This is a genomic window from Flavobacterium zepuense, from assembly GCF_007097145.1.
Classification (GTDB): domain Bacteria; phylum Bacteroidota; class Bacteroidia; order Flavobacteriales; family Flavobacteriaceae; genus Flavobacterium; species Flavobacterium zepuense.
Map to the genome: position 1 here is coordinate 107,262 of NZ_VJVZ01000004.1, position 21,505 is coordinate 128,766.

A 21,505-nucleotide genomic window follows, 5' to 3' on the forward strand; every position below is an offset into this window, starting at 1 on the left:
TTGTCGCGCAGCGCGCGATTATTTGTATAGTTTAAGTTTGGTTACGTCTTTTTGAAAAAGGGTTTGTGGCAGGTTATAAAACTTCACAAAATCATCTTCATATTTATGCCCTTTGTAAGGCGCATAGTAATGCATGTGTGGCGGGGTCATACCCTCGTTCCAGCCGTGGTTACGCCATACTAAAACATACGACAGTTTATAGTTACCTATAGCTTTTACAAGTGTTTCCGTCCACCATGTGGCATAAGGTATTTCTTCAAAACCTGTCTCGGCAATGGCCGCAAGCTTTTTGTGCTCTGTAGCCACCTCATCAATAATAGCAACCATCTTTTTAGTGTCGGTACTAAATTTTTCAAGCTTCTCCGGCGTATTACCTCCCTGATAGATATCAAAACTAACCATATCTACCCATTCGTCGCCGGGATAGTATTCCATAAAGTCGGTTTTATTGGCAATGCCCGAATCGGATGTATTATAAACGTAGATAAGGTTGTGAACCCCTTTTTTCTCAAAATACGTTACCGTGAATTTCCATAGTTCCTTAAACTGTTCAGGGGTGGTAGTATTTTTGCACCACCAGAACCAATTTCCGGTAAACTCATGATACGGCCTGTACAAAATCGGGATCAGTTTACCATCGCTACTTTTTAAAGAAAGCAAGTAATTGGCTGCATCATCCATCCAGCCTTTAAATTTTTCGTGTTGCGCCCCTCCGGGAAGTATCGAGGCTACCGTGCCGGATGCATTATCCCAGGCATCTTTACCGGTTAATGGGTTATTGATGTGCCAGCTAAAAGTGTTTATACCGCCCCTGTCATACACCTGTTTTATAAACTCGCGTTGCTTGTTAAACGGCACACCATCAATATCTTTGTCTGATTTTGTTTCTATCCTCCCAAGGTCCCAACCGTAAACCGCAGGGTAATCTCCTGTTACATCTTTAACATCGCTCCTACCCTCCTCATAACGCCAGTTAACACCGTAGGCAAGGTCGTCCTGATGGCCAAACATAAAGCCTTTCTCTTTTGCTTTAAAAAGATTTTGATACAGCGCAACCGTTTCCGCTGTGGCATTTTTGTCTACGGGAGTGTGCACAACCGCCTTGGTTTGCGATGTGCTTTTGCAGGAAACTGCAAAAAAAACTGCCAGTAGTATTGTAATTTTATTTTTCATTTATATTTGCATGTGCTTCATAAAGAATTCACTAACATTGTAAAATTCTTAAATAATTTGGTCTAATATTTACAACAGTGTAATTTTATCAACACTTTTTTGATAATGCCAAAGATATATTTACTCTTAAATCACGGTTAATATTATTTTATCAATTTTATATCATATAATTGCAAATAAATTCTGAGCAATGGACAATCAAAAGTTTCTTCGTGAGATACCACCCCTAACTAAAGGCGACAGCTTCCTGGTTTTTGACCGGTTAAAGGATACTTTTGAGTTCCCGATACACTACCACCCTGAATACGAAATTAACTTTATTTTGAATGGTAAGGGTGTAAAACGCATAGTGGGCGACCACATAGAAGAGATTGATGATGTAGAGCTTGTATTAGTGGGCCCTAACCTTTACCATGGCTGGGAATTGAATAAATGCAAGAACAAGAACATACACGAAATTACCATACAGTTTCATAACGACCTGTTTAGCGAGTCGCTTTTAGCCCGCCGAATCATGATGCCCATTAAAGATATGTTTAACCGTGCCAACCACGGCATATTGTTCTCTAAAAAAATTGGGGCAGAACTGGCGCAACGCCTTATAAACATATCTAAAGTAGACGGGATGGACTATTTTTTAGAAATGATATCAATACTGCATGACATGGCCAACTCGCGCAATCAACGTTTGCTTTCTACCTTTACCGTTGATAACGACGTTTTTGAAGATGACGACAAAATGAAGTTGGTGTACGAGTACATACAAAAAAACTTCTCCAACAAAATTACCCTCGAAGAAGTATCAGGTATTGCGAGTATGAGCCCCGTATCATTTAACCGTTTTATAAAAAAACGTACCAATAAAACTTTTGTAAACTATCTTAACGACATTCGTGTAGGATATGCGGCACGCTGGCTGGTTGAAAAAGACCTCAGTATCTCTGAAATTGCGTTTAAGTCAGGCTTTAATAATATAGCCAATTTTAACCGCATTTTTAAGAGCATTAAAAACACAACTCCAAGCCAATACCGCGATGAGTTTTATGGCATGAAACGCTTTTTATAAATCCCCTTTGATTAAAAAATACAACTGTAGGAAGTTATCTACACAACAGACAATTACACTTTAACACACTGTATTTCAAAATATTAAATATTCAAATATTCATCCCTATACTATATAGTATTGTTTTTACGCAAACGTTAGCGAAAATATTATCATCAAATGATAAAATAATATTAACAACAACGTAACAACTCCGCATAAATTTGTTTTTATCAATAAATGAACCCGAAAATTATTGATAGCTAAATTAAACCGTTTATTTTCTTAGGAATTAGTAACTAACCAAACACAAATTTATTATGGGTAACAAATTACACGACTTAGCACACTGGTGTACCAGGGGTAAGACCCTGTTTTACTTGCTAATGCTTTGCTTTGCAGGCACAATGCAGGCTCAAAACACGGTAACAGGTGTGGTGTCTGATGACAAAGGGATGACTATTCCCGGCGTTAATGTAACAGTAAAAGGCACAGCTACAGGTGTCTCTACAAATCTTGATGGGCAATACAGTATAGAAGTGCCCGAAAACGGTACACTGGTATTTAGCTTTATAGGCTTTACCACACAGGAAATTGCTGTAAAAGGCAGAAAAGAAATTAACCAGACCCTAACCGAAGAGGCAAAAACCCTTGATGAAGTGGTTGTTATTGGTTACGGCACACAAAAAAGGGATGATATTAACAGCTCTGTGTCAAGCATTAAAGCGAGAGACTTAGAAAACCTTAAGCAAACCACTGTAGACCAGATGTTGCAGGGTAAAGCAGCGGGTGTATCGGTAACCAACAACTCAGGCCAGCCGGGCAGTGCGGCATCCATAAGGGTACGTGGTACAACCTCTATATCAGGAACTAACGAGCCACTATATATTATAGATGGTGTACCGGTTTCCGGAGATGCTAAGACCATGAGTGGCAGGCCAATATCCGGCAGCGATTTTTCATCATCAGGAGGTGCCGGTAACAACGCCGTTAGCCCATTGTCTATGATAAATCCTAACGATATTCAAAGCATAGACATTCTTAAAGATGCCTCTGCAACCGCAATTTACGGATCAAGGGGTGCTAATGGTGTTATCATCATCACTACAAAATCAGGTAAAAAAGGCGATGGTAAGATAACGTACGAAGGTTACAGCTCTACCTCAACCATCTACAAAAAATTAGATGTACTTCCTCTTAACCAGTATGCCGCGTGGCAAAAGAATTTATGGCAGACATTTGGCTACAGCCTTGATGATTTCCGTCCGGAATTTATGCATCCTGAAGTATTGGGCGGCGGAACTGACTGGCAGGATGCTATTTACAGGACCGCAAACTCTTACAGCCACCAGTTGTCATTTTCAGGCGCTAAAGAAAATACATCATACTATATATCAGGTGGTTTCTTAAACCAAGAAGGTACCCTTTTAGGCTCAGGCTACAAAAGGTATAACCTTCGTGCCAATGTAGACTCTAAAGTAAAAAGCTGGCTACGCGTGGGTACCAATCTAAGTACGGGTATTACTAATGAGCAACTTACTATTAACCAGAGTTTTGGTGGTATAATTAGTAATGCATTACTTCAGGCTCCGGATATACCGGTGCGCAACCCTGATGGTACTTTTGCCGGGCCACTAGACAATGCCCTTAACTCTACTTACTTTAACCCGGTTGCCGAAGCCTTAGTAAGGAATAATAAACTGGAAAGGAAAAACTTTTTAGGCAGTTTTTATGCTGAAGCAGAACTTCTTAAAGGTTTAAAATACAGGTTTGAGCTTGGCGCTAATACGGAGTTTTCGAGCAATAAAGACTTTGTACCTACTTATGCATGGGGCGTACAGATTAACCAGTCTGCCGACCTTAACCAAAGGGATCAGAACTGGTACTCTACCAACTTAAAGAACTTACTTACTTATGATACAAGCTTAGGTAAACATAAAATAACAGTACTTGCCGGACAGGAAGCTAATGACAGCCACTGGGAGGGTACAACTATTTATGCAACAGGCTTTTTGAGTAACAATGCTTATACGCCAAACCTTGCCGATCCAGACCAGACAAGGACATCAGGATATAAAAGCAGTGCTTCATTATACTCTTTATTTGGCCGTTTCATTTATGATTTTGATAACCGATACAGCGTTTCGGCATCATACAGGGGCGATAAATCGTCTAAGTTTTATGCGGGTACTGATAGCCAGTGGGGTTATTTCCCGGCTGTTGCAGGCTCATGGAAGCTTAGTAATGAAGCTTTTATGGAAAGCACGCGTAAATACGTAGACAACATTAAGTTTAGGATAGGCTACGGTGAAACCGGTAACCAGCAAATTGACAACTTCCTTTACTCATCTAACCTTGGTCAGCAAAACTCGGGTATAGGCCCCGGTGTATTACCAATCAATTTCCCTGAGCCAAATTTAACATGGGAGAGTATGAGGCAAACCAATTTTGGTATTGATTTTTCACTTTTCGATTCCAGATTCAACGCAAGTGTAGATTTCTATAAAAAGGAATCGGATGGTTTTCTATTCCAATACCCGTTAGCATTGTTCCTTACAGGTGGTGGCGGCCAATATGGCGGTTTATCGGCTCCATTCTCTAACCTTGGTACAATGGAGAACAACGGTTATGATATAACATTAAATTACAACACAAAAGGTAGTGGCAATTTTAGCTACAACTCTACCCTCGTAATTTCGCACTACAAGAACAAGTTAACTGCAATTGATAACGGAATTGTACTTACACAAGAGGTAAACATGAATGGTTACCAGCCCTACATTGTTACCAACACACTTTTAGGATCGCCAATAGGTATGTTTTACGGATATGTTGCCGAGGGATTATTTACAACACAACAACAACTTGATACAGCGCCACTACAGTTTGGCCAGTCGGTTGGGCCGGGCGCAGGGCAAACTTCTCTGGGTGATGTGAAGTACCGCGACATCAACGGTGATAATGTTATAGATGCTAAAGACAGGACGTTTATAGGTAACCCGCACCCTAAATTCACTTATGGTTTTACCAACAACTTTAAATACAAAAATTTCGACTTGTCAGTATTCCTTCAGGGATCATATGGTAATGATGTCATGAACCTTGTAAGGAGGGCCGGTACAAGTAATGCACAGTTGTATCAAAATGCGCTACAGGGTACTCAAAACTATTATAGTGCCGACAATACCAATACCGATGTTCCAAGGGCTATAAACAGTTCAAGCAACCCCAACCTTAACATCTCTACCCGTTATATAGAAGACGGCTCGTACATGAGGATACAAAACCTTACGTTAGGTTACAACCTTCCGTCCGACCTTATTTCTAAAATAAAACTTACCAGGTTAAGGCTTTACGGCTCGGTACAAAATCTTGCCACGTTTACCAAATACAAAGGTTACGATCCTGAAATTGGCTCGTACAATCAAAATCAATTACTTACAGGTATTGATAACGGCAGGTACCCAAGCCCAAGAACAATTTCTGTTGGTGTAAACGTAGAATTCTAATAAAAAGCAAAATGAAAAGAAGATTTACAAACATATATAAGATAGCAGTGCTGGCACTGGTATTGGGCACATTATCATCGTGCGAAAAAGAATTTACAGAAAGAAGTTCTGATGACTCTTTAATTATAGACGACTACTATAATAATAATGATCAGGTAGAATCGGCCACCAACGGTATGTATGCCAGGACTTGGTTTCAGTTTGGAAACAAGTTCTTTTGGGCGGTAACAGAGGTAGGATCGGGTAATATGTACACAGGATCGAGCGATGTTAACGCCATGCGTACTTTTGCTATCAACGGTAGCGACCCGGAACTGGTTAATGGCTGGAGCTCTTTATGGGCAAACGTAGCACAGGCTAACATGATCATTAACTTTTTGCCCGACCGTGTAGGTCCCGGCGTAAGTCAGGAAGTCCTTAATAACACCGTAGGCGAAGCCTATTTTATGAGGGCTACAGCATACTTTTACCTTGTAAGGCTTTGGGGCACTGTGCCTATCATAGAAAACAACGTTGATTATCTTGACACGCCTGATATACCAACAAACAGGATTGAAGATATTTATACGTTAATTGAAAGGGATTACCAAAAAGCGATAGATAATCTTTACGAAAAAACAAGAGGCGCAACCTATACGGCCAACGCACGTGTAAGTAAAGGATCGGCTAAAGCAATGCTTGCTAAAGTATATTTATATCAAAAAAAATATAACGAAGCAAGGCAAATGGCCGAGCAGGTAATTAACAGCGGCGAATTTAAGTTGCTTGGTGGCGCAGAGCTTCCCAACAAATCCTTTGCCGACTTATTTACGTATCCTAATAATAACAATGAAGAGTCTATTTTTGCTATTCAATGGGTTACCGATGGTAACTACGGGTCTGGCAATAACAGCAACACGCAGTTTGGTATCAGCACAGCTGCAGTAACTACAAGTAATACAAGCTATGGTGGTGTGTTTGGCCCGTCTCAGGATGTGCTTGACCTTTATGATGTGACCGACAGGAGAAGGCACGAAACAATTATGTTCCCGGGCGAAAGCTATCCTGATATTAAAGTACTTTTAAACGGTACCACCCCACAGATTGGGTTTACCGTTCCTGCTGCCGACCAGATTGGTGGCCAGGGCGCCGGTGCAGCCATTAAAAAATATGTAATTGGTATTGTAAATGGTTCGGCTACAGGGCCAATAGACAACTGGGCGATGATGCAAAATAACACTTACATTATGCGTTATGCAGATTTGCTTTTAATTCACGCCGAAGCTGTACTTGCAGGAGCAGGAAACACATCAGATGCAGGAGCACTGGCATCGTTTAATGCCGTTAGGCTAAGAGCAGGCCAACCGGCGGCTACAAGCATTACATTTGAGGATATTTTTACAGAAAGAAGAAAAGAGCTATGTTTTGAAGGCGATTACTGGTTTGACCTTGGCAGGCTGCCAAGAGCTGAAGCCATTGCTATCATCGCTGCCCAAAACAGAGGTAACATGAACAGTGAGGAGCACTATACTCCAAGCGAGAATGACTTTTACCTGCCATACCCTGATAATGATGTGGCTAAAAACCCATTGTTAACACAACCACCGGTACCTTACCAGTTTAACTAAACAAAAAATTGAAAATGAAAAAATTGAAAACTAATGTGCTGCTAAGAATACTTGGAGTGTTCTTAGTGTTCGCATCGCTGGCTTCATGTAGCGATGACGATTCTGCCGGAACCGGCGGTGCCCCAACTGTGGATAGCGTAAGCCTTGCACAAAACGACTCTCTTGTAGATAAAGGCTATGCCGATAATATGTATATCATAAGAGGTAAAGGCTTCACGGGGCTGCAAAAAGTGTATTTTAATGATACCGATACTTATTTTAACCCGGCTTTTGTAACTGATACTGCTATATTAGTTACAATAGACAGGAATACACCTTATGAAAATGCACCCGATGAAATGAAGCTGGTTACCAACCGCGGTACCGTAGTTTATACATTTGTAGTTGCTCCCCCTGCCCCTATTGTGGGCAGTATTAACCCGGTTAATACACCCGATGGCGAACAGTTTACAATATATGGTTCATTCTTCTTAGACCCTATTGTAACCGTAGGTGGCGTTCCGGCAGAAATTGTTTCGAGCACGTTAACAAGAATTGTAGCTATCATGCCTGCGGGCTCTAACCGCAAAAAGGTTGCAGTATCTACAATTTCGGGCGAATCAGAATGGAGCACCGCAGTAGGTACGGCTATTTATGATGATGCTTTTTACGCTCCGTGGGATATAGAATCATGGAACAACCATGAGTATGTAACTAATGAGTCGGAGGCTTTTCAGGGCACTACATTCATTAAAAAAACCATTAATGGCTGGGATAACATCCAAGGCAACTGGAATTATGATGAAACTGCCTCTCAATACACAGGTATCCATTTCTCTATACGTTCTAACACGCCGGGTAAACTGGTACTGGTATTTAACGGAAACGGCTGGGGCGATGCAACAAAATCGTTCGAGACTACTACTCAGTGGAAAGAATACACCTATACCTGGGCAGAATTAGGAGGCGTGCCTGCGGCGCTTCAAAATATTACATTCCAGGAATTTACAGGTGAAGTCCACGATTATTATTTTGATAATATAGGCTATACAGTCGACTAAAATTTGGGTTTAGTTTTACTATGATTGCCATTCCCTGAAAGAAATTTCGGGGAATGGTTTTTATATGATTAACCGTTATAGACATCATATAATTTTAAATTCTACTCCAATTACTATAAACGCCATTAAACTTTTAATTGATGAAAAAATTACTTTCCTATTTATTTACTCTTGGGCTTAGCATTACTGCCATGGCGCAGGGCGATAACTATGTACAGGATTATACAAAATACCAGGGTCTTGCCCTTACCCCGCCTATGGGCTGGAACAGCTGGAACAAATTTGCCTGCAATGTAGATGAGAACATGATTAAGCAAATGGCCGATGCTATGGTTAGTAACGGCATGAAAGCAGCAGGCTACACCTACATTAATATTGATGACTGCTGGCACGGCGACCGTGATGCCAAAGGGTTTATCCACCCTGATGCTACACGTTTCCCGTCCGGCATGAAAGCCCTGGCCGATTATGTGCACAGTAAAGGGCTTAAGCTGGGCATTTACAGCGATGCAGGATCGCAAACCTGTGGTGGCAGGCCCGGCAGCCGTGGGTACGAGTTTCAGGATGCACTTACCTATGCCGAATGGGGTATTGATTACCTTAAATACGACTGGTGCAATACCGAAGGCCTAAAAGCCGAAGGCGCTTATAAAACCATTACGGCTGCCCTTAAAAAGGCAGGCCGCCCATTAGTGTTAAGCATTTGCGAGTGGGGTACTGATAAGCCATGGGAATGGGGACAAAATGTAGGCCACCTGTGGAGGACTACCGGAGATATTTACAATTGCTTTGACTGTATTAAAGACCACGGAACCTGGAAAGCATGGGGTGTTATGCAAATACTGGACAAGCAGGAAGGCCTTCGCCAGTATGCAGGGCCGGGACATTGGAATGACCCCGATATGCTTGAGGTGGGCAACGGCGCGTTAACCCCCGGTGAAGACAGGGCGCATTTTACTTTATGGGCTATGATAGCTGCGCCACTAATTGCCGGTAACGACCTGCGCTCTATGAGCAAAGAAACTACCGAGGTGCTTACCAATAAAGAAGTGATTGCTATTAGCCAGGACAAACTGGGCATACAAGGGTTTAAAGTATCCGGTGAAGATGGGCTGGAAATTTGGGCTAAACCGCTTGATAAAGGCGATTGGGCAATAGTGTTCTTAAACCGTGGCACATTATCAAAAAAAATAAATTTTGAATGGGCCAAACAGAAAGTGTACGATGATATTAATAAATTAGACGCTGCGTTTGCTACCACTAACTATACCATTAAAAACGTATGGGATAAAAAAGATAAAGGTGCATCTACAACTAAAAAAGCTTTTGTTGCCGATGTTCCTGCCCACGATGTAGTGGCACTTCGCCTAACTAAAAAGAAATAATATGGTACAACATTTTAAAATTGCCTTTGCAGCGGCAATGCTTTCGGCTACGTGTTTTGCGCAACCCGTTAAAGAGCATGGCCAGCTAAGTGTTAAAGGCACACAATTAACAGATAGCCACGGCAAGCATGTTATGCTGCGCGGTATGAGTTATGGCTGGAGCAGCTTTTGGCCCCGCTTTTACAATGCGGGATCGGTAAAATGGCTTAAAGATGACTGGAATGCTAATATAGTGCGTGCCGCTATGGGTGTAGAAGTTGGCAGCGAAGGCAAAACCTATAAAGAAAACCCTGAGTTCGCTAAAAAATGCGTAACGGATGTGGTAGATGGTGCTATTAAAGAAGGTATTTATGTTATTATAGACTGGCACAGCCACAATATTAACCTTAAAGAGGCAAAAGATTTTTTTAATGAAATGTCTAAAAAATACGCCCAGCAGCCTAATGTAATATATGAGGTTTTTAATGAACCCGATGAAGAAACCTGGCCGCAGGTTAAAGCTTACAGCGAAGAAATCATTAAAGTTATACGCGCTAACGACCCGGATAACATTATACTCGTAGGCTGCCCCCATTGGGATCAGGACATTAACCTGCCCGCCGAAGACCCTATTAAAGGCTATGATAACCTTATGTACACGGTACATTTTTACGCTGCCACACACAAACAGGAACTAAGAGACCGCACCGATGATGCCATAAAAAAAGGCCTCCCAATTTTTATATCAGAATCAGCAGGTATGGAAGCTACCGGAGATGGCCCGTTAAATGAGGCCGAATGGCAGCGATGGATCGACTGGATGGAAAACCGGGGCCTGAGCTGGATAACATGGTCGGTATCGGATAAGGATGAAACGTGCAGTGTATTAGAGAAATCGGCTTCTTCTACAGGTAACTGGAAAGAAAAAGACCTTAAAAAAAGTGGTAAGAAAACACGGGAATATCTAAAAAGCCTTAATAGGTAAATGATTAGAATATTTTATGTTTTAGCCCTATTACAATAAGATGAGTTAGTTTATTAGCAATTAAGCCTTTCCTTTTAGGAAGGCTTAATTATTTATTCTTATAAAGAAAGTTGTTACTATACTGGCTACCTTTATAATTTAAAAAGGCCTTTCCTGCCTTACTATCAGATATCATATACTTTTCTATCCTTCGGTTTCTTCTCACAATTATTCTTATAAAGTTAACAGCGATTAGTAGTATCGCTATACAAACAATATTTAATATCCACATAACATTCGAAATTTAAATAAAGAGCGAAAATTAGCTATAATTTAATTACTGAAATATAATTTTCACATCTCTTTAACAATTAATAATCGCTTATACAATAGTATAGCAATTTTAACAAGTACTTATCTCCATATATTTATAAATAGCTGAGAAAACGTAATGTAAACATAACTATTTTATAAATACAATTCCTACATTTTAGTTATTTTTTAGCGCGGTAATTATCAAAATTAATCATAACTTAGTTATGAGGACATTATATTAATGTGCTTATTATCTATTATAGAATTATTGTATACTTTTGCGTTTTACTCATAACACAATGAAACAAGTACTATTATTTTTTAGCGTTTGCTTATTCACAACGGTAGCATATACGCAAACAATTACACCACAGGATTTACAAGGCACCTGGAAACTTGTAAGCTTTGATGTATCAGGTGTATTAGTAGATGTTATAAATGCACGTGTTACTTTTACCCCTGAGCTACAGGGTAGTGTTCCTGCAGAAGAATTAGAGAAGATAAAAGCCGGCATGATACAAAGTATGGAGGCCTTTAAGTCTGCAAATACAGTATTTGAAGGCAACAGGATAACCCAAACTATGGGGCCAAAGGTCAATACCGGAAAATTTGCCATTGAAAACGTGGGTGAAAAACAATTTTTATTCATCAGCGAAAATGGCAATGAAGACGATGTTAAGATATATATGGACGGCAAGTTATTGCATTTTGTACAGGCAGATGACGAGCATCCCGTAAACTTTGCATTTATTAAACAGTAATCTAAAATTATTTTTATTTTTAAATAGCTGATTAGAAACCCACAACAGCGCAATTAAAAATTTTAACGAAACATTTATCCAAATTGCTTGCCACATTCAATAATGGTTGTATATTTGCACTCGAAACAACGCGGGATAGAGCAGTAGGCAGCTCGTCGGGCTCATAACCCGAAGGTCACAGGTTCGAGTCCTGTTCCCGCTACTAAGCCAAGAGGCACTATAATCAACGGTTTTAAAGAAATTTAAAACCGTTTTTTTATGCTTTATACTTTCCCTGCCATACAATCTGAACACTTTTTTGAACACGATTTAAGTTCTTCTAATAAATGATAACGCAATTTAAATCCGTTTTTAATTATTCGCCTCAATGTAAAACATAAATTTATTTCCTATTTTTACGGGCAAATAGGCTGTTTTTTAATCAACATTTAATTAGCCTATAAATAACCCACGATAAAAATAGTTGCCAAGGGCGTACGTGCCTGGTTAATTTAAAACCCCGCATTTATGAAATATCTTTTTATTTTATGGTTATTTGCAGTACATCCAGTTATGCAGGACAATTACGACTTTGAATTCAAAACCTCATCGGTAGATATTTACTTAAAAGGCTGGGCAAGACATAACAGTTCTGAGCAGGGTGGTTATGTATACTACAAGTTTGCTGCGTTAAACAATAAAGAACGTGATGTAGAAGTTTTTGAAATCCCTAAAGCCCAAAAAGACAAGTTTACACTACTTTTCAGGACTCAGTATAAAGAATGGAAAACAGCTTATGATGAGTACAAAAAAAGCAAACACTCACGCGCTAAGAATGAAATGATTAAAGTGCTCATAAAACATGAAGAAGAGTTTAGAAAACTACTTAACGATGTTCAGAAGAAAAAATACCTTAGCTACAACCCTAACCGCACTTTAGATCATAACCTGGCTTTTACCCGTCATTTTATGAACGACAGCCAACTAAGTTATTATAAAAAACAGGTAATGTAATTTAAAGTCCTATCTTTGCACCTTTATTAATGTATTGCATTAATAATCCTGATAAAACATTGTTAATCAGGCGAAGTTAGAAAATGATTTGGAGGGCAATAAATTCAGGAACAAACATACACAGGTTAAATCCCTGCCCCAAACACAAATAAGCTTCCCTAAAAGGGAAGTTTTTTATTTTAAGATCTATGGAACATAAAGCAGGCTTTGTAAACATAATAGGCAACCCAAACGTGGGCAAGTCCACATTAATGAACGCTTTTGTAGGCGAGCGCTTATCTATTATTACCTCTAAGGCACAAACTACCCGTCACCGCATTTTAGGCATTGTAAACGGTAATGATTTTCAGGTAGTGCTATCAGATACCCCAGGTATTATAAAGCCCGCATATGAGCTGCAAAACTCTATGATGGACTTTGTGAAATCGGCTTTTGAAGATGCCGACGTACTTATCTATATGGTAGAGATAGGCGAAAAAGAACTTAAAGACGAGGCTTTCTTTAATAAGATCGTCCACGCTAAAATACCGGTGCTGCTTTTACTAAATAAAATAGACAAAAGTGAGCAAAGCCAGCTGGAAGAGCAGGTACAGCTTTGGGCAGAAAAAGTACCTAATGCAGAGATCTACCCTATTAGCGCACTGCAAAACTTTAATGTAAAAGAAGTTTTTAGCCGCATACTTGAGCTATTGCCGCAGTCACCTCCTTATTACCCTAAAGATGCCCTTACCGATAAGCCGGAACGCTTTTTTGTAAACGAAACCATACGCGAAAAAATACTTATAAACTATGATAAGGAAATACCTTATGCCGTAGAGATTGAAACCGAAGAGTTTATTGAAGACGACAACATTATACGCATACGCGCAGTGATAATGGTAGAGCGTGACACTCAAAAGGGTATAATAATAGGCCACAAAGGTGCTGCCATAAAACGCGTAGGCATACAGGCCCGGGAAGATCTGGAAAAATTCTTTGGTAAACAAATACATATAGAAATGTTTGTAAAAGTAAATAAGGACTGGCGTAGCAATAGTTACCAGTTAAGGCGCTTTGGCTACAACAATAAATAAGTTAAAAGTTTAAATGTCTAAAGTCGAAAAGTTTAAGCCACCCGTTACTTTATAACTTTAAGACTTTCAACATTATGACTTTACAACTTAAAAGAGTACTTTTGCAAAAAATTAAAATAAATTAATGAACAATATCGTAGCCATAGTAGGACGCCCAAATGTGGGGAAATCTACCTTTTTTAACCGACTGATACAGCGCAGGGAGGCTATTGTAGACTCTGTGAGCGGTGTTACTCGCGATAGGAATTACGGTAAGAGTGAATGGAACGGCAAAGAATTCTCGGTAATAGATACCGGTGGTTATATAAAAGGATCTGACGATATTTTTGAGGGCGAAATTCGCCGCCAGGTAGAACTGGCTATAGATGAGGCCGATGTAATTATATTTTTGGTTGATGTTGAAGAAGGCATTACCCCAATGGATGACGAAGTGGCAAAATTGCTTCGTAAAGTTACAAAACCGGTACTTTTAGCTGTAAATAAGGTAGATAACTCTATGCGCGAAAAAGATGCTGTTGAGTTTTACAACCTTGGCCTTGGCGAATATTATACTATTGCAGGTATGAGCGGCTCCGGAACGGGAGACCTTATGGATGCCCTGGTTAAATTATTACCGGATGCAGTACCGCCAGATGAAAACGCCGTGGCATTACCCCGTTTTGCTGTTGTAGGGCGACCAAATGCAGGTAAATCATCTATCATTAATGCGCTTATAGGCGAAGACCGATATATTGTAACCGATATTGCCGGTACTACCCGCGATGCTATTGATACTACTTACAACCGTTTTGGTTTTGAGTTTAACCTTGTAGATACCGCAGGTATCCGCCGTAAGGCAAAGGTTAAGGAAGATTTGGAGTTTTACTCGGTTATGCGCTCGGTAAGGGCTATAGAGCATAGCGATATCATTATATTGGTTATAGATGCCACCCGTGGTTTTGAAGGTCAGGACCAAAGTATTTTCTGGCTTGCAGAGAAAAACCGTAAAGGTGTAGTAATACTGGTAAACAAGTGGGATCTTGTAGAAAAAGATACCATGAGCACCCGCGATTACGAACGCAAAATTCGCGAAGAGCTGCAACCGTTTACCGATGTGCCAATTCTGTTCGTATCTGCTGTAAACAAGCAGCGTTTACTTAAAGGCCTTGAAACAGCTGTAGAGATTTTCGAGAACCGTAAGCAACGTATTGCAACATCTAAGCTAAACGAAACCATGCTGCCTATTATAGAGGCTATGCCACCACCGGCTTTAAAAGGTAAATATGTAAAAATTAAATTTTGCATGCAGTTGCCTACCCCTACCCCACAGTTTGTTTTCTTCTGTAATATGCCGCAGTATGTAAAAGAGCCTTATAAGCGTTTTCTTGAAAACAAAATGCGCGAAATATACAATTTCTCAGGAGTTCCTATAGACATCTATTTCCGTCAAAAATAATTTTAACGATATATCGTAAATAAAGTCCCGACATTGTTTCGGGACTTTTGTTTTTTAAACAGCTGCTTTAACATATTTATTGCTTATTATTGCAGCAACATACTAAAAATAGTACTTTTATGTTATTAAGATAAACCTTACCATCATCAATCAACCAATCAAACCTTACCTACATGCACAAAATCTTTACGCTATTTCTATTCTTAGCCTGTACTACTATTGGCTTTAGCCAAACCATCACCCTTAAAGGAAAAATTACCGGACCCGATGATTTTCCACTCGAAGCCACTACCGTTTACCTTACATCTGTAAAAGACTCATCAGTTATAGATTACACCATTACCAACAAAAATGGTGGCTGGGAACTTAAAACCCGTAGCATAGACAAACCTGTTATGCTCAAAATATCTTACGTAGGCTTTGCTACTTACAAACAACAATTTGACAACCTTATTGCCGACCGTGATTTTGGCACCATTAAACTGGCCGACCAAAGCACCGATCTTAACGAAGTGGTAATAGAAAGTGAGGCTCCTCCCATCCGTATTAAGTCGGATACGCTGGAGTTTAACGCATCATCATTTAAGGTACGTCCTGACTCTAATGTTGAAGCGTTGCTTAAACAGTTGCCGGGCGTAGATATAGACTCTGAAGGAAAAATTACCGTAAACGGTAAAGAAGTAAACCAGATACTGGTAAATGGCAAGCCGTTTTTTGATAAAGACGGTAAAATAGCCTTAAAGAACCTGCCCTCTGAAATTATTAATAAAGTACAGGTTACCGATACCAAAACCAAAGAAGAAGAACTATTGGGCAAAAAAGCCAGCAGCGATAATGCCAGTATAAATCTTACTATAGATGAGGACAAGAACAAAGGTATCTTTGGTAAAATTATGGGCGGCTATGGCACTAACGACCGGTACGAGAGCAGCGCCATGATAAATTACTTTAAAGGCAAGCGCCGTGTCACGGTGTTGGCATCATCCAACAATATAAATTCTACGGGATTTTCTATGGATGAAATATTTGATAGTATGGGTGGTGGCCGCAATGTATACATGAGCAGCAACGGTTCCTTTGGCGTAAACGGTATTCAGTTTGGCGGCAGTGGGCAGGGTATAACCCAAAGCACAATGGCGGGTACCAGTTATAATGATGAGTGGTTTAAGAATTTTAGCAGTACCATGAATTACTTTTATAACCAGGGTGAAACCGAAAACGAAAATCGCACGCGCGAAGTTACCTTTTTACCTGACGAAGCAGGATTGGCTTCAAACAGAAGCCTTATTACCAACTCTGTATCCAGCACAAACAATACCCGCTCTGCACACAACGTGGGTACTGAATTTGAATATAAAATAGACTCTACTTCTACCCTTTTCATGGCTCCAAAATTTGTTTCAGGCAACTCAAAAGTAAGGTCGTCTGCAAACCAAACCACTACAGACCAAGATGGTAATATTAGCAACAGCAGCGACAGCGATATCTTTAATGAGTCGGATAATCGCAATTTTTCCAACAACATCAACTACAGGAAAGCCCTAAAAAAGAAGGGCCGTACCATTGGCGCATCCTTTAGCAACGATAACAATCTTGATGATGCATCAACATTAAACCAGTCTACCACCCTTTTATACGAAGACACCAACAATGATGGCATAGCAGAAGAAACGGCCGATATACGTAACCAAATAAGGTATAACAGGCAAACGCGCGACAATTATACCGGCAGCTTTGAATATCTGGAACCTATAAACGACTCGTTACGCTTAAAAGTTGGTGCTAACTACTCCCATTCACAATCCGTACAGGACCGTGTTGGGTATAATTATGATGAAGCAAGCGGGAGATATGACCAACTTAACGATTCGCTTACCAACTACCTGTCATCGGTTACAGGAACAATACGTCCTACCGCCGGTTTTGATTACAACAAGAAAAAATTCAATATTAGTGTAAACGTAGGTAGCAGTATTACTAATTTTGATAATAAGGGTACCTACTTTGGCGATACTTATACCGTAAATAAAAACTATGCGCTGCCCTATGTAGGTGCTAATTTTGGCCTAAACCTAAGTAAATCAATGCATTTGTGGACCAATTATAACTATAATGTAGAATTTCCGCAGGCAACACAAATACTTCCTATAGAGGATGTTAGTAACCCACTTAACACTTATGTAGGTAACGCAAACTTAAAACCGGAAAAATCGCATGATATTTATTTAAGTCTCAGGGACTTTGATTTTGCAACCCGCTCAGGATACGGAATTTACGGTAGCCTTAACCTTTATGACTCTCAAATAGTATCATTTACAGATATTAACAGCAGCAGCGCCAAGAGGACTACGAGCTACAGGAACGTAGCGGGTGGGTACCAATCGTGGTTTGGCATTAACTGGAACAAAACAATAAAGCGTGAAGCCCATACCTTTAGGATTAATGCAGGCTTTAACGGTAGCTATAATTTTGAAAAAGGGTTTACAAACAGCGAGCTTTTTGAGGCCAAAATAATGAGCCTTACCCCAAGGTTGGGTTTAAATTATGATTACGGCGACCTGCTAACTATTGCACCGTCATATAGTTATTCTTACAGGCAAAGTAATTATACAAATTACCCTATAAGTTCTACAAATAATTTTGTGCACTCTCTAAATTTACAAACTACCAGCTACTGGCCTAAAAATATAGTATTTGGTAACGATTTTGGATATACTTACAATTCAAATATTTCGGATGGGTTTAAAAAAGATTTCTTTTTATGGAACACCAGCCTGGGCTTTAATTTCCTCGATGATCACTTTTTGTTTAAGGTTAAAGTATACGACGTACTTAACCAAAACCTTGGCACATCGCGTGCTATCACAGCAACTACCATTCGCGATGAACAAAATACAGTATTAAAGCGCTATGCAATGTTCTCACTAACCTACAGCCTTAAAAAATTTGGCGATAAAGACAAGAAGAAACGCAGCGGTGGCCGCTTTATGATGTATTAATAAACAAGAATAGGCTGCGAATTGCGGCCTATTCTTCACTCAAAAAAGGGCCGTATTGCTACAGCCCACAACCAAATTTAAAATAACTAATTAACTAAATTTTTTGGCTTCTTTATACTGGATGGTAGCACCCCGGTTGTTATAAAAAGTAACCTTTTTTTGAAAAATAAGTGCTTTCATGAAGTTGCCCGAAACAAACAGCAGGTTGATAACCCCTGTAATAAGGAACATCATTACAGAATATTTTGGGTTGGTAAATTTCTCGTCGCCATTGCTCAAATAGCTCACCATTTCGTCGTAAGTAGACATATCTATTATTAAATACAGGCTAACAATATTTACAATTATCAGTAGTAAATAAAGGATATGTATGGTTTTAAGTTTCATTATAGTAGATTAAAAGTTAGCAAATTAATTAGCTGTAGGTCATTGGGCTAATGATGACGAAACACCGGTAGTAACACCTTTGGCAGTACTGGCATCGGCTCCCGTAATTCCTCCGTAAACACCTGTTTTATGTTTGGTCCATGATTTATCGCCACCATTGTTAAAAGTCCTGTAAAGCGAATACCTGGCTATAGATGTTGCAGACAATATTATCCGTTTATCAAGGCTATTTAAGGTACTGTCGTTTATAATATCATGCTCAAAAGCGGCAATTGCATCATAACCCTCATCATACGTGCGGTTAGGCAAAGCCTCCATGAGGTCTACAAAATCACTAAGTTCCTGCTTACCTCTGGTAGAAGCTCCGGTACTATTAATAATAGTCTGATCATTAGATGAGTTGGATATTACCCAACTTACTGTGGTAGTAGTAATACCGGTGTAGCCCAGACTTATGGCAGTAAAAGCTGAGTTTGACGTAGCCGCAGTATTTACATCTGTAACAACATTAGATACTCCCGTACCTGTACTGTTTGCAATAGCATCATCTAAAATTTCATTGTAAAGTTCTCCTGTGTAATCATACACATTATTAGCATTTGCCGGGCCTGACCCAATCCTTAAAAAAAAAGGGGTTACTTCGGCCGCCTGTGGCGTATTACTTGTATTATACAAAGCATCATCTGTACTATCGGTGGTACATGATGCAAACAAAAGAGCAAGGCATAATCCGGGTGCTAATAAAGTCTTCATAAGTAAAAAATTTAATTGTGAATTGATTTTTGTCAGTTGTATTTCGCCCGGGCAGTTGAATTCTCTGATGATTGTTTACCTAAAATTGTTTGTGGTTAACAATGTCAAAACTATAGCGGCTTAATGCTGTGCACAAGCGTTATAAAGTGCAATTCTTAAATTACACGCAACGAATTCGCGAATTGCATTTGGGAATTACAAAGAACAAATCACTATAAATCAGATACTTATTTTTATTTTAATTGAAAATCGATATTTTAAATAATTGGAATTATCTTTACGTATCAAGCAGGTTTAAAAACTCACTTTTTAACCTCTATATGTAATTGAATTGCTAATTTTTGTAGAGAAAAAGAAACTGTATTTATGATAAAAAGTAGCGCTATCTATATTTTTATACTTTTATTATTTTATAACACACTAAATGCTCAGGAAAACTCTGAGGCTTTACAAAAGAGATCGTATGATTATTTACAGGAAAAAATTGATTCTTTTGATGCAGATACTACAGGCTTAGGCGCTTATCAAAATGCCCTGCTTGCCAAGGCTAAAAAAGAACACAATTACGAAAAAATGGCTGTGGCCTATGAGAATATAGCTTTTTCGGTATCGGAGGATGTTAGCCTGCAATATGCCGACAGCATAATTATTGCAGCTAAAAGAACACATGATAAAGCCACAATTGGCAGCGGCTACCTTACCAAAGGCATCATTTACTACATTAAAAAGCAGTACAAGAAGGCATTAGACCATTATATTATTGCGAATGATTACATAGCTAACACAAATAATGCATACTTAAAGCATAAGGTTAAATACAGCATTGCCAACATTAAATTTTACCTTGGATTTTATGATGAAGCAGCCATATTGTTTAAAGATTGCAGCGATTACTTTATAAACGAAAGCGACTTGGGTTACCTTAACTCCATGCACTCACTTAGCCTGTGCTATAACAAGCTGGGTAAGTACAGCTTATGCACCGCAACCAATAATGTAGCCCTACAAAAAGCCAAAGAAACAGGTAATAAACTCTCTGAAAGCTACATTTACCACTCTGAAGGTGTAAACCAGTTTTCACTGAAAGATTATACTGAAGCTATCAAGAACATCAACAATTCTTTGCCGGAAATCATTAAAAATGAAGACTTTGCCAACGAAACAGTAGGTTATTTTTACTTAGGCAAAAGTTACCTGGCGTTAAAGGATTGGGATAAAGCCCTGAGCTATTTTAAGAAGGTTGATAAGGCTTTTTCTGAGAAAAACTACATAAGGCCCGACCTGCGTGAAAACTATGAGATACTTATAAACTACTATAAACAACAGGAAGACACAAAGTTACAACTTCATTACATCAACAAACTGATTAAGGCTGATAGCATTTTAAACATCAACTATAAATACCTCTCGGGTAAAATATATAAGGAGTATGATACCAAAGCACTGCTAACAGCCAAGGTAAACATCGAGAAACAGCTGGCCGGTAAGGAGCATCTATCTGTAATTCTGTATATTGCAATAGCTATCCTGTTTGTAATTGTTATGGTATTGCTCTACCGTTATTATACCAACCAGCAAATGTACAGGATGCGTTTTGAAGAGCTAATGCATTACAGGGACGAAGCCACCACACCTCAAACACCTGTTGTTGAAGACTTTGAAACCCCTGAAAAGAATACAGAAAGTAAAAAACCTGATATTAACCCCGAGGTTATTGCTGCCATATTAAAGCAGCTTGAAAAGTTTGAAGCCCAGAAAAAGTTCCTGCAAAAGGACCTAACGCTGGTAAACCTGGCATCTGCATTTAATACCAATGCTAATTATTTGTCGAAGGTAATAAGCTATTACCGCGACAAAAATTACATTAACTACCTGAATGACTTAAGAATAGACTACATTATAAACCTGTTAAAAACCGAAACCAAATACCGCAATTACACTATTAAGGCACTTGCTGCCGAGGCCGGTTTTAGTACAGCGCAGCATTTTAGCAAGGCATTTTTTACCCGAACAGGTATTTACCCGTCGTATTTTGTGAATGAGCTTAACAAAGAATACGAACTGACCTAAAATGAAAAAGGCTGCAA

General features: G+C 39.3%; 15 protein-coding genes and 1 tRNA gene. 13 read left to right on the forward strand and 3 right to left on the reverse strand.

What is annotated here, in order from left to right:
* Positions 1-18: 18 nt before the first annotated feature.
* Complete coding sequence (locus FMM05_RS07665; protein WP_143372756.1) at positions 19-1,173, reverse strand: glycoside hydrolase family 26 protein; 1,155 nt, start codon at positions 1,171-1,173, stop codon at positions 19-21.
* A gap of 190 nt (positions 1,174-1,363) precedes the next feature.
* Here FMM05_RS07665 and FMM05_RS07670 point away from each other — a divergent pair, with 190 nt between their 5' ends.
* The 12 genes from FMM05_RS07670 (at position 1,364) to FMM05_RS07725 (ending at position 18,278) form a co-directional block, all read left to right on the forward strand.
* Positions 1,364-2,239 carry an AraC family transcriptional regulator gene (locus tag FMM05_RS07670; protein WP_143372757.1) on the forward strand — a complete coding sequence of 292 codons (876 nt, stop codon included), beginning with the start codon at positions 1,364-1,366 and terminating at the stop codon, positions 2,237-2,239.
* Between the two features lie 299 nt (positions 2,240-2,538).
* Positions 2,539-5,727: a SusC/RagA family TonB-linked outer membrane protein gene (locus FMM05_RS07675; protein WP_143372758.1), complete on the forward strand. Its 3,189-nt coding sequence runs from the start codon at positions 2,539-2,541 to the stop codon at positions 5,725-5,727.
* Between the two features lie 11 nt (positions 5,728-5,738).
* Positions 5,739-7,334, forward strand: coding sequence for a RagB/SusD family nutrient uptake outer membrane protein (locus FMM05_RS07680; protein WP_143372759.1), 1,596 nt, complete (start codon positions 5,739-5,741; stop codon positions 7,332-7,334).
* A 14-nt stretch (positions 7,335-7,348) separates the two neighbouring features.
* Positions 7,349-8,374: an IPT/TIG domain-containing protein gene (locus tag FMM05_RS07685; protein WP_143372760.1), complete on the forward strand. Its 1,026-nt coding sequence runs from the start codon at positions 7,349-7,351 to the stop codon at positions 8,372-8,374.
* Positions 8,375-8,514: 140 nt separating this feature from the next.
* Positions 8,515-9,759, forward strand: coding sequence for a glycoside hydrolase family 27 protein (locus FMM05_RS07690; RefSeq protein WP_143372761.1), 1,245 nt, complete (start codon positions 8,515-8,517; stop codon positions 9,757-9,759).
* 1 nt (position 9,760) lies between these two features.
* Entirely contained in the window at positions 9,761-10,723 is a 963-nt protein-coding gene (locus FMM05_RS07695; RefSeq protein ID WP_143372762.1) for a glycoside hydrolase family 5 protein, read from the forward strand.
* A gap of 593 nt (positions 10,724-11,316) precedes the next feature.
* Positions 11,317-11,778 carry a hypothetical protein gene (locus FMM05_RS07700; protein WP_143372763.1) on the forward strand — a complete coding sequence of 154 codons (462 nt, stop codon included), beginning with the start codon at positions 11,317-11,319 and terminating at the stop codon, positions 11,776-11,778.
* Positions 11,779-11,907: 129 nt separating this feature from the next.
* Positions 11,908-11,980: transfer RNA gene (locus tag FMM05_RS07705), tRNA-Met, on the forward strand.
* Positions 11,981-12,285: 305 nt separating this feature from the next.
* Entirely contained in the window at positions 12,286-12,771 is a 486-nt protein-coding gene (locus FMM05_RS07710; RefSeq protein WP_143372764.1) for a hypothetical protein, read from the forward strand.
* Positions 12,772-12,959: 188 nt separating this feature from the next.
* Positions 12,960-13,844, forward strand: coding sequence for a GTPase Era (gene era, locus FMM05_RS07715; RefSeq protein ID WP_143372765.1), 885 nt, complete (start codon positions 12,960-12,962; stop codon positions 13,842-13,844).
* 124 nt (positions 13,845-13,968) lie between these two features.
* Positions 13,969-15,279, forward strand: a complete 1,311-nt coding sequence (der, locus tag FMM05_RS07720; RefSeq protein WP_143372766.1) for a ribosome biogenesis GTPase Der — start codon at positions 13,969-13,971, stop codon at positions 15,277-15,279.
* Between the two features lie 173 nt (positions 15,280-15,452).
* Positions 15,453-18,278 carry an outer membrane beta-barrel protein gene (locus FMM05_RS07725; RefSeq protein ID WP_143372767.1) on the forward strand — a complete coding sequence of 942 codons (2,826 nt, stop codon included), beginning with the start codon at positions 15,453-15,455 and terminating at the stop codon, positions 18,276-18,278.
* A 90-nt stretch (positions 18,279-18,368) separates the two neighbouring features.
* Here the strand turns inward: FMM05_RS07725 and FMM05_RS07730 are convergent, their stop codons facing one another.
* Complete coding sequence (locus FMM05_RS07730) at positions 18,369-18,665, reverse strand: hypothetical protein (protein WP_143372768.1); 297 nt, start codon at positions 18,663-18,665, stop codon at positions 18,369-18,371.
* A 39-nt stretch (positions 18,666-18,704) separates the two neighbouring features.
* Positions 18,705-19,418 carry a hypothetical protein gene (locus tag FMM05_RS07735; RefSeq protein ID WP_143372769.1) on the reverse strand — a complete coding sequence of 238 codons (714 nt, stop codon included), beginning with the start codon at positions 19,416-19,418 and terminating at the stop codon, positions 18,705-18,707.
* Between the two features lie 366 nt (positions 19,419-19,784).
* Here FMM05_RS07735 and FMM05_RS07740 point away from each other — a divergent pair, with 366 nt between their 5' ends.
* Positions 19,785-21,488, forward strand: a complete 1,704-nt coding sequence (locus FMM05_RS07740) for a helix-turn-helix domain-containing protein (protein WP_143372770.1) — start codon at positions 19,785-19,787, stop codon at positions 21,486-21,488.
* The last annotated feature ends 17 nt before the right edge of the window (positions 21,489-21,505 follow it).

Coding starts and splice junctions, on each gene's coding strand:
- FMM05_RS07740 (WP_143372770.1), top strand. CDS start 19,785: ATGATAAAAAGTAGCGCTATCTATATTTTTATACTTTTATTATTTTAT.
- FMM05_RS07695 (WP_143372762.1), top strand. CDS start 9,761: ATGGTACAACATTTTAAAATTGCCTTTGCAGCGGCAATGCTTTCGGCT.
- FMM05_RS07685 (WP_143372760.1), top strand. CDS start 7,349: ATGAAAAAATTGAAAACTAATGTGCTGCTAAGAATACTTGGAGTGTTC.
- FMM05_RS07675 (WP_143372758.1), top strand. CDS start 2,539: ATGGGTAACAAATTACACGACTTAGCACACTGGTGTACCAGGGGTAAG.
- FMM05_RS07735 (WP_143372769.1), bottom strand. CDS start 19,418: ATGAAGACTTTATTAGCACCCGGATTATGCCTTGCTCTTTTGTTTGCA.
- FMM05_RS07680 (WP_143372759.1), top strand. CDS start 5,739: ATGAAAAGAAGATTTACAAACATATATAAGATAGCAGTGCTGGCACTG.
- FMM05_RS07670 (WP_143372757.1), top strand. CDS start 1,364: ATGGACAATCAAAAGTTTCTTCGTGAGATACCACCCCTAACTAAAGGC.
- der (WP_143372766.1), top strand. CDS start 13,969: ATGAACAATATCGTAGCCATAGTAGGACGCCCAAATGTGGGGAAATCT.
- FMM05_RS07665 (WP_143372756.1), bottom strand. CDS start 1,173: ATGAAAAATAAAATTACAATACTACTGGCAGTTTTTTTTGCAGTTTCC.
- FMM05_RS07710 (WP_143372764.1), top strand. CDS start 12,286: ATGAAATATCTTTTTATTTTATGGTTATTTGCAGTACATCCAGTTATG.
- FMM05_RS07725 (WP_143372767.1), top strand. CDS start 15,453: ATGCACAAAATCTTTACGCTATTTCTATTCTTAGCCTGTACTACTATT.
- FMM05_RS07690 (WP_143372761.1), top strand. CDS start 8,515: ATGAAAAAATTACTTTCCTATTTATTTACTCTTGGGCTTAGCATTACT.
- FMM05_RS07730 (WP_143372768.1), bottom strand. CDS start 18,665: ATGAAACTTAAAACCATACATATCCTTTATTTACTACTGATAATTGTA.
- era (WP_143372765.1), top strand. CDS start 12,960: ATGGAACATAAAGCAGGCTTTGTAAACATAATAGGCAACCCAAACGTG.
- FMM05_RS07700 (WP_143372763.1), top strand. CDS start 11,317: ATGAAACAAGTACTATTATTTTTTAGCGTTTGCTTATTCACAACGGTA.